The 13640-nt window shown below is 73.3% G+C and carries 12 protein-coding genes; 7 read left to right on the top strand and 5 right to left on the bottom strand.

Features of this window, described 5'->3' with window-relative positions:
* Positions 1-174 precede the first annotated feature (174 nt).
* Positions 175-927: a fructosamine kinase family protein gene (locus tag HGA03_RS05715; RefSeq protein ID WP_168629264.1), complete on the bottom strand. Its 753-nt coding sequence runs from the start codon at positions 925-927 to the stop codon at positions 175-177.
* Positions 928-964: 37 nt separating this feature from the next.
* Here HGA03_RS05715 and ald point away from each other — a divergent pair, with 37 nt between their 5' ends.
* The 3 genes from ald to HGA03_RS05700 are packed head-to-tail and all read left to right on the top strand — an operon-like array spanning position 965 to position 4685.
* On the top strand, positions 965-2068 hold the full coding sequence (gene ald, locus HGA03_RS05710; protein ID WP_168629263.1) for an alanine dehydrogenase: 1104 nt from the start codon (positions 965-967) through the stop codon (positions 2066-2068).
* A gap of 17 nt (positions 2069-2085) precedes the next feature.
* Entirely contained in the window at positions 2086-2619 is a 534-nt protein-coding gene (locus HGA03_RS05705) for a GNAT family N-acetyltransferase (RefSeq protein WP_168629262.1), read from the top strand.
* Positions 2619-4685: a M3 family metallopeptidase gene (locus HGA03_RS05700; protein ID WP_425591860.1), complete on the top strand. Its 2067-nt coding sequence runs from the start codon at positions 2619-2621 to the stop codon at positions 4683-4685. The genes HGA03_RS05705 and HGA03_RS05700 overlap by 1 nt, the downstream gene beginning before the upstream one ends.
* Positions 4686-5030: 345 nt before the next feature.
* On the opposite strand, the gene HGA03_RS05695 is transcribed toward HGA03_RS05700, so the two are convergent.
* The gene (locus tag HGA03_RS05695) at positions 5031-6893 is read right to left on the bottom strand and encodes an HNH endonuclease signature motif containing protein (protein ID WP_168629260.1); all 1863 of its coding nucleotides are present in this window, start codon (positions 6891-6893) and stop codon (positions 5031-5033) included.
* 333 nt (positions 6894-7226) lie between these two features.
* Here HGA03_RS05695 and HGA03_RS05690 point away from each other — a divergent pair, with 333 nt between their 5' ends.
* Entirely contained in the window at positions 7227-8588 is a 1362-nt protein-coding gene (locus tag HGA03_RS05690) for a M20/M25/M40 family metallo-hydrolase (RefSeq protein ID WP_168629259.1), read from the top strand.
* A gap of 3 nt (positions 8589-8591) precedes the next feature.
* On the opposite strand, the gene HGA03_RS05685 is transcribed toward HGA03_RS05690, so the two are convergent.
* Complete coding sequence (locus HGA03_RS05685) at positions 8592-8816, bottom strand: DUF5703 family protein (protein WP_168629258.1); 225 nt, start codon at positions 8814-8816, stop codon at positions 8592-8594.
* Positions 8817-8890: 74 nt separating this feature from the next.
* Here HGA03_RS05685 and HGA03_RS05680 point away from each other — a divergent pair, with 74 nt between their 5' ends.
* A complete protein-coding gene (locus tag HGA03_RS05680) occupies positions 8891-9187 on the top strand; it encodes a primosomal protein (protein WP_168629257.1) in 297 nt (98 codons plus the stop codon).
* Positions 9188-9346: 159 nt separating this feature from the next.
* Here the strand turns inward: HGA03_RS05680 and HGA03_RS05675 are convergent, their stop codons facing one another.
* The gene (locus tag HGA03_RS05675) at positions 9347-10297 is read right to left on the bottom strand and encodes an aldo/keto reductase (protein WP_168629256.1); all 951 of its coding nucleotides are present in this window, start codon (positions 10295-10297) and stop codon (positions 9347-9349) included.
* A gap of 103 nt (positions 10298-10400) precedes the next feature.
* Here HGA03_RS05675 and HGA03_RS05670 point away from each other — a divergent pair, with 103 nt between their 5' ends.
* The gene (locus HGA03_RS05670; RefSeq protein WP_168629255.1) at positions 10401-11282 is read left to right on the top strand and encodes an undecaprenyl-diphosphate phosphatase; all 882 of its coding nucleotides are present in this window, start codon (positions 10401-10403) and stop codon (positions 11280-11282) included.
* A 7-nt stretch (positions 11283-11289) separates the two neighbouring features.
* Here the strand turns inward: HGA03_RS05670 and HGA03_RS05665 are convergent, their stop codons facing one another.
* Positions 11290-12294 (bottom strand): CorA family divalent cation transporter, encoded by a 1005-nt coding sequence (locus HGA03_RS05665; RefSeq protein ID WP_168629254.1) that lies wholly within the window; start codon positions 12292-12294, stop codon positions 11290-11292.
* Positions 12295-12323: 29 nt separating this feature from the next.
* Between HGA03_RS05665 and mshC the strand changes: the two genes are divergently transcribed.
* Entirely contained in the window at positions 12324-13589 is a 1266-nt protein-coding gene (mshC, locus tag HGA03_RS05660; protein WP_168629253.1) for a cysteine--1-D-myo-inosityl 2-amino-2-deoxy-alpha-D-glucopyranoside ligase, read from the top strand.
* The last annotated feature ends 51 nt before the right edge of the window (positions 13590-13640 follow it).

Genomic DNA, 13640 nt, shown 5'->3' with positions numbered 1-13640 from the left:
CGCTTCCCTGGTGAGGGTTGGACGGACACGGGACGGGTGGCTCGTCATCGACGGTCCTCAACGAGGCCGGGACGGTTCAAGCCGCGCGGGAGAAGGACAAGCGGGCGCGGTGGACGGTGGCGTACGGATGCTGTCACTCACGCAGAGGGCCTCGGGTGCACCCCGGGGCCCTCGTCATGTCCGGGCCAGGGCGGCCGTCACCAGGGCGTCCAGCTGCGCCCGGTACCCGCCGCCGAACAGCACCGCGTGCATGCCCACCGGGTAGACCTGGTGCAGCCCCACCCGGTACTGCCAGCCCCGGCGCAACGGGTGCACCTGCTGGTAGCCGGCCAGCACCTCGGCCAGATACGGCAGCCCGAACAGCGCCAGCATCGCCAGGTCGGTCTCCCGGTGCCCGCCGTGCGCCGCCGGGTCGATCAGGGTCGCGCCGCCCGCGGTCCACAGCACGTTGCCGGACCACAGATCGCCGTGCAGCCGCGCCGGGTGGTCGTCGTCGTCCCAGCGCCCGGCCGCCAGTTCCGCGGCCAGCCGGTCCAGGCCGTCGTGGCCGCCGAGCAGCTCGGCCAGCGGAGCGATCCGGCACGTGGCCAGGAAGGCACCCCAGCTGTCGTACTCCCCGGCGGGCATCGGGTAGGGCTGGTCCATCGGACCGAAGAAGCCGTCCCCGGCCCAGCCCTCCGGCGGGCTGCCGAAGGCCGGTGCGCCGCTGTCGTGCAGCACCGCCAGCCGCCGGCCGAAGTCGGTCGCCGCCGCCGGAGTGGGCCGGGTCTCGGTCAAGCGTTCCAGGTCCAGGTGGTCCGGGCCGGCGTCCAGCACCTCGACCACCGCCGGCCCGCCCGGCACCCGGAGCCAGCGCAGCCCGGCCGCCTCACAGGCGAAGAACCCGTGTGGCGCACCGGCGCGTCGCTTACGGAAGGTCTCACTCATCTCCCCAGCGTGGACCATGCGGGCTACCGTCAGCAGCATGCGGATCGGTATCCCCACAGAGGTCAAGAACGCCGAGGACCGGGTGGCCCTCACCCCCGCCGGAGCGCACCAGCTGGTCGCCGCCGGGCACGAGGTGCTGGTCCAGGCCGGTGCGGGCGCCGGATCGGCGATCCCCGACCAGGCGTACACCGCGGTCGGCGCCCGGATACTGCCGCAGGCCGCGGAGGTGTGGGCCGGTGCCGACCTGATCTGCAAGGTGAAGGAGCCGGTGGCCGCCGAGTACGGCTTCCTGCGCGAGGACCTGACCCTGTTCACCTATCTGCACGCCGCCGCCGACCGGCCGCTGACCGAGGCGCTGCTCGGCTCGGGGGTGACCGCGATCGCCTACGAGACCGTGCAGCTGCCGGACGGGTCACTGCCGCTGCTGGCGCCGATGAGCGAGGTGGCCGGACGGCTGGCGGTGCAGATCGGGGCGCACTACCTGATGTCCTCCGCCGGGGGAGCGGGACGGCTGCTCGGCGGGGTGCCGGGGGTGGAACCGGCCCGGGTCCTGGTGATCGGCGGCGGGGTCGCCGGACGGCACGCGGTCGAGGTGGCACTCGGGATGCGGGCGGAGGTGACCGTGCTGGACCTGTCGCTGCCCAAACTGCGCGAGATCGACGCCGCCTTCGACGGCCGGGTCCGGACCGTGGCGTCCTCGGCGCTGGCGATCGCGGACCGGGTGGCCGACGCGGACCTGGTGATCGGTGCGGTGCTGGTGCCCGGTGCCCGTGCGCCGCGGCTGGTCACCGATGCGATGGTGGCCCGGATGCGGCCCGGCTCGGTGCTGGTGGACATCGCCGTCGACCAGGGCGGCTGCTTCGAATCCACCCGGCCGACCACCCACCAGGACCCGGTGTTCACCGTGCACGGCAGCACCTTCTGCTGTGTGGCCAACCTGCCGGGGGCGGTCCCGGTGACCAGTACCCATGCGCTGACCAACGCCACGCTGCCCTACCTGAGTGCCCTGGCGGACCGCGGCTGGCGGGCGGCGCTGGCGGCGGACCCGGCGCTGGCCGGGGGACTGACCGCCCAGGGCGGGCAGGTGCGGCACCCCGGGGTGGCCGCTGCGCATGAAATGACCTTCGCCCCGCTCGCCTGACCTGGCACCATGCCCGGATGGAGCCCTTCGAGCTGACCGACGGCACCGTCCTGCTGCGCACCCCGGACTCCGGGGACGCGGACGACATCTTCCGGATCTGTCAGGACCCGGCGATCCAGCGCTGGACCACCGTGCCCGGCCCGTACCTGCTCGAGCATGCGACCGGCTTCGTCTCCGAGTACGTGCCCGGGAGCTGGGCGAAGGGCGGCGGCACCTGGGGGATCCGGGAGGCCGGCGACGACCGGCTGGTCGGCATGGTCGGGCTGGTCGCCGAGCCGGTGCGCTCGGCGGAGATCGGCTGGTGGCTGGCGCCGGAGGCCCGCGGCCGGGGGCTGATGAGCCGGTCGGTGGCGCTGGTGGTCGAGGCGGCCTTCGGCCGGATGCGACTGGACCGGCTGGCCTGGCGGGCATTCGTCGGGAACGAGCCGTCGCGGGCGGTGGCCGAGCGGGCCGGCTTCCGGATGGAGGGCTGCATCCGGGGCGGCGCGGTCAAGGGCGACACCCGGTACGACGACTGGGTCGGCACCCTGCTCAGCACCGATCGGCGATGATGGCGGACATGACGACCCTGGATCCCGCGAACCCGTTCGCCACCCCGTCCACCCTGCCGTACGGCCTGCCCGACTTCGCCGCGCTGCGCACCGAGCACTACCGCCCGGCGCTGCTGGCCGGGATGGCGCAGGAGCGGGCCGAGATGGAGGCGATCGCCACCGACCCGGCCGAGCCCACGGTGGAGAACACCCTGGTGGCGTGGGAACGGTCCGGGCACCTGCTGCACGTCGCCGCCACCGTGTTCTACAACCTGGCCTCCGCCGACTCCACCGACGAACTGGCCGCGCTCGAGGAGGAGATCGCCCCGCTGCTGGCCGAGCACACCGACGCGATCCTGCTCGACCCCCGGCTGTTCGCCCGGGTGGACGCCCTGATGCAGGCGGAGCTCGACCTGGACCCGGACACCGCCTACCTGCTGAAGAACCTGCACACCGACTTCATCCGGGCCGGCATCCGGCTCGACCCGGCCGCCCAGACCCGGCTGCGCGAGTTGAACGCGGAGATCACCCGGCTGGAGACCGTCTTCGGCCGGCTACTGCTGGACGAGACCAACGCCGCCGCCGTCCTGGTCACCGACCGCGCGGAGTTGGACGGCCTGCCCGAGGACGCGATCGCCGCCGCCGCCGAGGCCGCCACCCGGCGCGGACACCAGGGTGCCTGGCTGATCGACCTGATCCTGCCCACCCAGCAGCCGCTGCTGGCCCAGCTCCGGCACCGTGGCCTGCGCGAGCGGCTGCACACCGCCAGCGTCACCCGCGGCGGCAAGGGCGGCGAGCACGACACCCGCGCCACCCTGCTCGCGCTCGCCAGGGCCCGGGCCGAGCGCGCCCAGCTGCTCGGCTACGAGCACCACGCCGCCTACGTCGTCGAGGACGCCACCGCCAAGACCACCGACGCGGTGGACGGCATCCTGCGCCCGCTGGCCCCCGCCGCCGTGTCGAACGCCCGCGCCGAGGCCGGTGCGCTGGAGGCCGCCCTGCGCCGGGACCTGCCGGACGCCGACCTGGAGCCGTGGGACTGGGCGTACTACGCCGAGCAGGTCCGCAAGGAGGTCCGCTCGCTGGACGACAGCCTGCTGCGGCCCTACCTGGAGCTGAACCGGGTGCTCACCGAAGGCGTGTTCCGCGCCGCGCACGAGCTCTACGGCCTGACCTTCACCGAGCGCCCCGACCTGATCGGCTACCACCCGGACGTGCGTGTCTTCGAGGTGTTCAACGCCGACGGCAGCGGGCTGGGCCTGTTCCTCGGCGACTACTGGACCCGCGACTCCAAGCGCGGCGGGGCCTGGATGAACAACCTGGTCGACCAGTCGCACCTGCTGGATGAGAAGCCGGTGGTGGTGAACAACCTCAACATCCCCAAGCCGCCCGCCGGTGAGCCGACCCTGCTCACCTGGGACGAGGTGATCACGATGTTCCACGAGTTCGGCCATGCGCTGCACGGGCTGTTCTCCGACGTGCGCTACCCGTCCCAGTCCGGCACCGAGGTGCCGCGCGACTTCGTGGAGTACCCCTCGCAGGTGAACGAGATCTGGGCCTGGGAGCCGAGCATCCTGGCCGCCTACGCGGTGCACCACCAGACCGGTGAGCCGATGCCTGCCGAGTGGATCGAGACCCTGATCGCCGCCCGGCAGGACGGTGAGGGCTTCGCCACCACCGAGTACCTGGCGGCGGCGCTGCTGGACCAGGCCTGGTACCGGTTGGCCCCCGAGCAGGTGCCCACCGACGTGGACGAGGTGCAGCGCTTCGAAGCGGCCGCGCTGGCGGAGGCCGGGGTCGACTTCGCGCCGGTGCCGCCGCGCTACCGGTCGACCTACTTCAACCACGTGTTCGCCGGTGGCTACTCGGCCGGGTACTACTCGTACATCTGGTCCGAGGTGCTGGACGCCGACACGGTGACCTGGTTCGAGGAGAACGGCGGGCTGCGCCGGGAGAACGGCGACCGGTTCCGGTCGGTGCTGCTGTCCCGCGGCGGATCGGTGGACCCGATGGACGCCTTCCGGGAGCTGCGCGGCCGCGACCCGCAGACCGGCCCGCTGCTCGCCCGGCGCGGTTTGGCGGTCTGACGGGTCCAGCGCGTGGGTCGGGCTCTCCCGGCCCACGCGCTGCACTTGTCGAGCGCAGGGGGGAACGACACTTCGGTGCGACCGGGCCCGCGGGCGGTCGGTGACGCGCAGGCGCGGGTGCGGTCAGAGCAGGATCGGTTCGGTGTCCTGCTATGAACCGGAGCGGACGGAGCTGGCCGTCCGGGTGCGCTGGGTCGTGGGTCCCCGTCCTGAGGGAGTGTCACCCGGCCCGGCTGTCGGCCCACGCCTGGCCTGATCACCGCCCGCTGCACCGCTCCGCCCAGGGCCGGACGGAGGTTCGCGTGTCGACGTGCGGCGTCGGTCAGGGCGCGGTGGTGGCGCCGGTCAGAAGGGGATGATCTCGTCGTCCGCGTCTGCGCTCGGGTGTGCGGGCGGGTGGGTTCCCGCGGCCAGGAGTGCGTGTTCATTGGTCGCCGTTGTCGGGCGCGCGCGTTGATCGGCCGCCGTTGTCGGGCGTGCACGCTCAACCCCCGCCGTTGTCGGGCGTGCTGGTTCGTAGGTGGCCTCTGTCGGGCCTGCTGGTTGGCCGGTTCTGGTGCCGGTTGGTTCGCCTGGTCGTTCGCGGAGCATGCGGTGGTAGCCGTCGCGTCCGGGCACCGACACGTACCGCCGGGTCGGGGTGGTCCAGATGATCTGCCCGGCGGCGGTCTGTTCGATGTGGTGTCCGGCGTGGGTGCGCAGCAGGTGGTCGCGCCTGCACAAGGGTGCCAGGTTGGTCGCGGCGGTGGGGCCGCCGTCGCCGAACGGGATGGTGTGGTCGAGGTCGCAGGCGACTGCGGGCACGGTGCAGCCGGGTCTGGCGCAGGTGCGGTCGCGGGCGATGACGTGGTCGGCGAGTTCTTGTGGTGGCCGGTATCGGGTTCGCCCGACGTCCAGGACCGCGCCGGATAGGGGGTCGGTGACCAGGCGCCGCCAGACACCTCCTGCGGCCAGGGCCCGGGCGGTGGCCGCGTCGATCGGCCCGTGCCCGTCCATGTCGGCGGGTTCCTGGTCGGTGCCGATCAGGGTGGACAGGGGCACGGTGATCCGGACCTCGACCCGGGGCCGGGTCACCGACGGGGCACGGTGTCCCGCGGCCGCGCGATGGCCCGGCTCGGTGGCGTAGTCCTCGCCCGTGACGGACTCAATGCCCACGCGGTCGGTGTCCGCGCCGGTGAACCTCGTCGCCCCGTGATGGGTCCCAGCACCGTGCTCGGGTAGCAGCGGCGCCCACGCGGGTCCGACCAGTGCCGCATCGAGCAGCGCGTCCGCGCGCAGTTGGGCCAGGGTGCGTTGGTCTCCGCCGTGGCTCAGCGCGTGGGCGGAGGCGTCCAACGCCTGGTCCAACCGGGCGGCGTCCTGGGCGGGTAGGAACGCCCACACCCCGGCCATCCCGTCCCCGAGCGGTTTGGGGCGGGCAACGTGCCGGTCCGCGCGCCCGCGCCGGCGCCGAATCGCCCCACCATCAGGGTCCACGCGCAGCAACGCCCGGTCGATGTCACGGGACAGCTGCGCCGCGGTCCGCTCCGGAGCGCCCGGCAGCACGGTCGTTTCGACTTCTTCTGCGGTGAACAGGTCCACCCCGGCCAGGCGGCGCACCATCACCCGCGCCCGGGCGGTATCGATCCGCCCGGTGCGCAACGCCTGACCGGTGCCCGGTAGGTGCCGCTGGTACGCCAGGCCCTCGTCGACCAGGGTCTGGGCGGACCGGCGGCCGATGTTCAGGTAGATCGCCAACTCATCGGCCGCAGTGTTCGGGCGGTGCACGTTCCCGGCGTACTCGGGCCAGACCGGGTTCATCTCATCCCGCTCGGCCAACTCCGCGGCCACCCGCGCGGAGACCGCGTGGGCCCAGGACTCCAACCGCGCCGCCGCCTCGGCGACCGCGGGCAGGTCCAACAGGTCCACCGCGACCGGGTCGAGGTTGGCCAGCATCCGGGCCAACACCGGACCGTTCTCCGCGAGCATCTCCTCCACCTGGGCGCGCGGGTCCAGGGTCGGATCGGCTGCCGTCTGCTCAGCCGCGACCCGGGCCGCCAACACCGGGTCTTCCACCCACCGCGGCGGCACATCCTCCACCGGCTCGGGCAGACCGCCGTCTTCGAGCCACCACAGGTCACCGCCGACGTCCCACGGGTCGGTGAACACCCGCGCGCCCGACCGCACCGGGAGCTCCCGGAGGTCGTATTCACGCAGGTCAAGTGCCATAAGACGACACTACCCGCCACCACCGACACCCCAACCGGAGCCCTGTGAGGCGAGGCGGACGTTCCGGAGCTCACGTTCCTCTGCCACGTCCTCCCACGCCACGACCGTCCACACCGAGCGTGCCGGTTGCTCCCGTGCCGGAGGGAGCGGTGGTGGCGCCGGCCGCGACGGCGGACCGGTCGTGGTCCACGTCGGAAGGTCCGTCCACGGCCGCACCCGCGCCCCGCGCCGGTGCCCCGAGTCCGGCCCGGGCGTGCACACCTGCGGTCGTCCCGCGCCCGCGTCGTACCCCGGGGTCACGGCGGTGCCGACCACGGCCGGTACGGTGGCCCCATGAGCCCCCTGCCCGGTGACCACGACCACGCCCGCACCGACGCGCAGACGCATGTCTCCGCGGCCGAGGCCGAGGTCGTACGGCTGACGCAGGACCTGATCCGGATCGACACCTCCAACTACGGCGACAACACCGGCCCGGGGGAGCGCGCCGCCGCGGAGTTCGTGGTGGAGCAGCTGCAGGAGGTCGGCCTGGACCCCGAGCTGTTCGAGTCCGCGCCGGGCCGGGCCAACGTGGTGGTGCGGATCCCGGGGGAGCACCCGGAGCGCCCGGCGCTGGTGCTGCACGGGCACACCGACGTGGTCCCGGCCGAGGCGAAGGACTGGAAGGTCGACCCCTTCGGCGGCGAGGAGTTCGACGGCATGGTCTGGGGCCGTGGCGCCGTGGACATGAAGGGCATGGACGCGATGATCCTGGCGGTGGTCCGCCAGATGATGCGCGAGGGCCGCCGTCCGGCGCGGGACCTGATCGTGGCGATGTTCGCCGACGAGGAGGCCGGCGGGAAGTACGGCGCGCGCTATGCGGTGGACCAGCGCCCGGAGCTGTTCGAGGGCGCGACCGAGGCGATCAGCGAGGTCGGCGGGTTCTCGGTCGATGTCGACGGCAAGCGGGCCTACCTGCTGCAGACGGCGGAGAAGGGCATCGCCTGGCTGAAGCTGATCGCGGACGGGCAGGCCGGGCACGGGTCAGCGGTGAACCCGGACAACGCGGTGAGCGAGCTGGCCGCGGCGGTGGCCCGGGTCGGTGCCTACCAGTGGGACATCCGGCTTACCCCGACCGTGATGGCTCTGCTGGAGGGGGTCGCCGACCTCACCGGCCTGCCGCTGGACCTGGACGACCCGCTGGCGATCGACCGGCTGATCGGGGCGCTCGGCCCGGCGCGCCGGTTCGTCGGCTCGTCGATCCGCACCCTGGCGAACCCGACCCAGCTGCACGCCGGGTACAAGAGCAACGTGGTGCCCAGCCGCGCCACCGCCAGCATCGACGTCCGCCCGCTGCCCGGCGACCACGACGCGGTGCTGGCGAAGGTCCGCGAGCTGGCCGGTCCGCAGGTGCGGGTCGAGCCCGAGCACGTGGACATCGGCCTGGAGGTCCCGGCCACCGGCGCGCTGGTGGACACCATGACCCGGGTGCTGCAGGACCAGGACCCGGGTGCCGTCGTGCTGCCGTACATGCTCAGCGCGGGCACCGACAACAAGTCGCTGGCCCGGCTCGGCATCACCGGGTACGGCTTCGCGCCGCTGCGCCTGCCCGCCGACCTGGACTTCACCGCGCTGTTCCACGGCGTGGACGAGCGGGTGCCCAGTGACGCACTGCGGTTCGGGGTGCGGGTGCTGGACGGCCTGCTGCGGGAGGCCTGAGCGTCAGTCGGCGTACACGCCGAGGGTCGACTCGACCTTGATGATCCGGCGGCGCAGCCAGACCTTCCGGTCGCCGCCGGTGTAGATGCTGGTGCGGGCCAGTTCCCACCGGCCGTACTCGGCCTCGTCGGTGAGCAGTCGACGGATGTCGCTGCGCCGGGTGGTGCGCGGGATCGAGACCACCCGGTACTCGTACTGCCGCATGTCTGTCGCTCTGCTGCGTGCCATCAATCCACCCAACACTCCCGCTGCCGGACCTATGCCCGTGCCATTGTGCCTGTTCGGGGGCTACCGTTCAGACCATGGCTATCGATCCCCGTGCGGCCCTCGACCGCTTCATCGCCGCGCTCGAGGCGCACTACGCAGCCGTGGCGACCCGTCGCACGGAGGACGACCCCCGGGTCGATGACGCCTACGACGTCCTGGCGGACGCCTTCGAGGTCTACGACGAGGCGCTGCTGACCGTGCACGGCGAGTCGACCCCGTTCTTCCTGGAGGACGACGAAGCCGGGGAGGACGACGCCGACGACGATGACGCCGAGGACCTGGACGACGACGAGTACGACCTCGACGACCACCTGGACGAGGACGAGGACTGACCCGCCCCGCCCGTCCCCCTCTCGCCGACTGACCCGCCCCGCCCGTCCCGCTCTCGCCGAGGTTGCACGAATGCACGTCTCCCGGCCCGGGAAGCGTGCATTCGTGCAACCTCGATGAGGAAGCCGGGCCGGCGGGAGGGCTGTGGCCGGCGCAGCAGTTCAGCGCCGCTCGGGGTACCCCAGCGCGGGTGCGCTGATCTCGTCCAGCGCCAGCACGATCTCCGGTGGCAGGTCGAGGTCCTCGGCACCCAGTGAGTCGCGCAGCTGCGCGGGGGTGCGGGCGCCCACGATCGACGACGCCACCTGCGCCCGGACCCGCAGCCAGGCCAGCGCCACCTCCAGCGGTGCCCGGTCCAGTCCGCGCGCGGCGGTGACCACGGCCTCGACCACCCCGGCGGCCGCCGAGCCCAGGTAGGGCTCCACGAAGCCGGACAGGTGGGGGGAGGCCGCGCGCGAGTCGGCCGGCACGGTCCGGCGGTACTTGCCGGTCAGCACCCCGCGGCCGAGCGGCGACCAGGCCAGCAGCCCGACTCCGAGGTCGGCGGCCGCGGGCAGCACCTCCCGCTCGATGCCGCGCTGCAGCAGCGAGTACTCCGCCTCCACCGCGGCCAGTCCCGGGTCCTCGCCGAGCAGGGTCGCCGCCCGGGCCACCTGCCAGCCGGCGTGGTTGGACAGCCCGACGTAGCGGGCCCGGCCGGAGTCCGCCGCCCGGCGCAGCGCGGAGACGGTCTCGGCCAGCGGGGTGCGCGGGTCCGGGGTCTGCACCAACCACAGGTCGACGTGGTCGGTGCCCAGCCGGCGCAGCGAGGCGTCCAGGGTGGTCAGCAGCGCACCGCGCGAGGCGTCCACCACCCCGGCCCGGGCGCCGGCCTTGGTGCACAGCACCACGTCCTCCCGGTCGACCACCCGGCCCAGCAGGCTGCCCAGCAGTTCCTCGGCGCCGCCGTCGGCGTAGGAGGCCGAGGTGTCGACCAGGGTGCCGCCGGCCTCCGCGAAGTCGCGGAGCTGCTCGGCCGCGTCGTGCTCGTCGGTGTCCCGCGACCAGGTGAGGGTGCCGAGGCCGAGGTGGGAGACCCGCAGGCCGGTGCGTCCGAGCTGGCGCTGTTCCATGGGCGGAAGGCTATCCGTGCCGACCGGTTCTCCCCGGGACCTCCCCACAACCGCGGTGTGTGAGTGCCGTGACCGGTGGTGGCGGCGTCTAGGGTGAGGCCCCGTGAGCATCTGGGAAGCGATCGTCCTGGGTCTGGTCCAGGGCCTGACCGAGTTCCTGCCCGTGTCCTCCAGTGCGCACCTGCGCATCGTGGGGGAGTTGCTGGGCTCCGGTGACCCGGGCGCGGCCTTCACCGCGATCACCCAGATCGGCACCGAGCTGGCGGTGCTGCTCTACTTCCGCCGGGACATTGCCCGGATCTGCGTGCACTGGTGGCGGGCGGTCCGCGGCGATCTGGGCCCGGATTGGAAGTCGCGGATCGGGATGCCGCCGGGTGCGGCCAAGGACCCGGACGCGCTGATGGCCTGGTTCATCGCGCTGGGGTCGATCCCGATCGTGGTGCTCGGCGTGCTGTTCCAGGATGCGATCGAGGCGCCGTTCCGCAGCCTGTGGGTGATCGCCGGGACGCTGGTGGTCTTCGCGCTGATCCTGGACTGGGCGGACCGGCACGGCGCCGACGACCGCGAGCTGACCGACCTCACCCCCAAGCACGCGCTGTTCTTCGGCCTGGCGCAGGCGATGGCGCTGATCCCCGGGGTGTCCCGCTCCGGCGGAACGATCACCGCCGGGCGGCTGATGGGCTACACCCGCGAGGCCGCGGCCCGGTACTCGTTCTTCCTGGCCGTGCCCGCGGTGCTCGGCTCCGGGTTCTACCAGCTGGGCAAGAGCGTCGGGGACTTCGGCACCGCCGGGACGCCCGGGGTGCTGGCCACCCTGGTCGCCACGATCGTCGCGTTCCTGGTCGGCTACGTGGTGATCATCGCGTTCCTGAAGATCGTGTCGACCTACTCCTACCGGCCGTTCGTGATCTACCGGATCGCGCTGGCCGCGGTGGTGGTGCTGCTGCTGGTGTTCGGGGTGCTGCAGCCGCTGGCCGGGGCCTGACCGCCCACTACAGCCATCCGGACCGCTTGAACAGCCGGTACAGCACGAACGCCGCGCCGGCCATCAGCGCCAGCGACGCCGGGTAGCCGATCAGCCAGTGCAGCTCCGGCATGTGCTGGAAGTTCATTCCGTAGATCCCGGCGATCAGGGTCGGCACTGCGATGATCGCCGCCCAGGCCGAGATCTTGCGCATGTCCTCGTTCTGCCGGACCGACACCTGGGACAGGTACACCGACAGCATGTCGCCCAGCAGGTCGTCGTGGGAGTCCAGGTGCCGGTCGACCTTGTCCAGGGCGGTGTCCAGCCGCCGCATCCAGCGCATGGTCCGGGTGGTCGCACCGCGGGCCTGCCGGGACTCGGCGTTCTCCTCACTGTCCGCGATCAACTCCGGGAACGCCGCCAGCAGCGGCACCAGCGCCCGGCGGGCCTCGGCGATCTCCCGCTTGAGGTCGTAGACCACCTGGGCCGGGTCGCCGTCCGGGGTCGCGCCGAAGACCAGCCGCTCGGTGTCCGCCACCGCCTCGCCGATGCCGACCTCGACGTCACCGGCCCGGCCGACCAGGGCGATCAGCGCCGCCGCGAACACCTGGGCGGCGGGCTGTTCGGGCAGGTGTTCGTCGCCGCCCAGCCGGTCCACCACCTCGGCCAGCAGCCCGCCCGGCCCCTCCTCGGCGGTCAGTGTGACGTCGTCGACCACCAGGCAGGCCCACACTCCGGTGGTCACGTCGTCGGTGTCCGGGTCCCAGTGCAGGGTCGGGCTGAGCAGGAACCGCCCGCCGCCGGGCAGCTTGCGCAGCTGGGCGCGGCGCGGGTTCCGGTCGCCGGGCACGTCGACGGTGCGCCGGACCGCGGACTCCGGGATGCCGGCCTGCCGCGCCGCGTCGGCCAGCGCGCTCACCGCACCGACGTGCACCCACGCCGCGGGCGGTTCGGCGCCGGCCAGCCGGGGTAGCAGTCCGTCGGCCTCGATCTCGTGCCAGCCCTGCGGCCCGTGCACCCATGCGGTCTCCACCCCCGCATTCTGCCGGTTAGGCTTCCGACGTGCTGACCTGGCCCGCCCCGCAGATTCCCCAGCTCCCCGGCGAGGGCCGGCCGATCCGGGTGCGTGACAGCTCCACCGGCGAGCTGGTGACCGCCGCCGCCGGCCCGGATGCCCGGCTGTACGTCTGCGGCATCACCCCCTACGACGCCACCCACCTGGGCCACGCGGCGACCTATGTGGCCTTCGACCTGCTGCTGCGCGGTTGGATCGATGAGGGCAAGCAGGTCCGCTACGCCTCCAACGTCACCGACGTGGACGACCCGCTGCTGGAGCGCGCCACCGCCACCGGGGTGGACTGGCGGGATCTGGCCGCCGACCAGATCGCGCTGTACCGGGAGGACATGACCGCCCTCGGCGTCATCCCGCCGGAGGTGTACACCGGCGCGGTGGAGTCGGTGCCGGACGTGGTGATCGCGGTGCAGGCACTGGTCGCCGCCGGGGCGGCCTACCGGATCGGCACCCCGGACGCCACCGGTGCCGGGGTGGACGACATCTACGCCGACCTGTCCGCCGACCCGTCCTTCGGCCAGGTCGCCCGCCTGGACGAGACGACCATGCAGGCGCTGTTCGGTGAGCGCGGCGGCGACCCGGACCGGCCCGGCAAGCGGCACCCGCTCGACCCGCTGCTCTGGCGTGCGGCCCGGGACGGCGAACCGTCCTGGGACGGCGGCGACCTCGGGCCCGGGCGGCCGGGCTGGCACATCGAGTGCGCGGTGATCGCCCGGGACGGCCTCGGCCTGCCCTTCGACGTGCAGGGTGGCGGCAACGACCTGCGGTTCCCGCATCACGAGATGTCCACCTCGCACGCCCGGCTGCTCGACCAGGGCCACGGTGCCCGCACCCACGTGCACACCGGCATGGTCGGCCTCGACGGCGAGAAGATGAGCAAGTCGCTGGGGAACCTGGTGCTGGTGTCCCGGCTGCGCGCCCAGGGCGTGGACCCGATGGCGGTCCGGCTGGCGATCCTGGCGCACCACTACGCCGGGGACTGGGAGTGGACCGACGCGGTGCTGGCCGAGGCGGTGGCCCGGCTGGAGCGCTGGCGGGCCGCGGTCTCCGGCAACGGAGGCCCCGCCGCCGATCAGACGCTGGCCGAGATCCGGGCCGCCCTGGCCGACGACCTGGACGCGCCGCGCGCGCTGCGGGCGGTGGACGACTGGGCCGAGCTGGCCCTGTCCGGCGCGGTCGCGGAACCCGACCTGGTCGAGGGTGCCCCCGGCGTGATCGCCCGCGCGGTGAACGCGCTGCTCGGCGTCCGGATCTAGCGCCGGGCGGCATCGAGGGCGCAGTCCCGGTCGGTCCGGGGGCCCGGCAAC

The sequence above is a fragment of the Cellulomonas denverensis genome, from assembly GCF_012396125.1.
Taxonomy (GTDB): Bacteria; Actinomycetota; Actinomycetes; order Actinomycetales; family Cellulomonadaceae; genus Cellulomonas; species Cellulomonas denverensis.
This window is presented reverse-complemented; position numbering and strand designations above follow the sequence as displayed.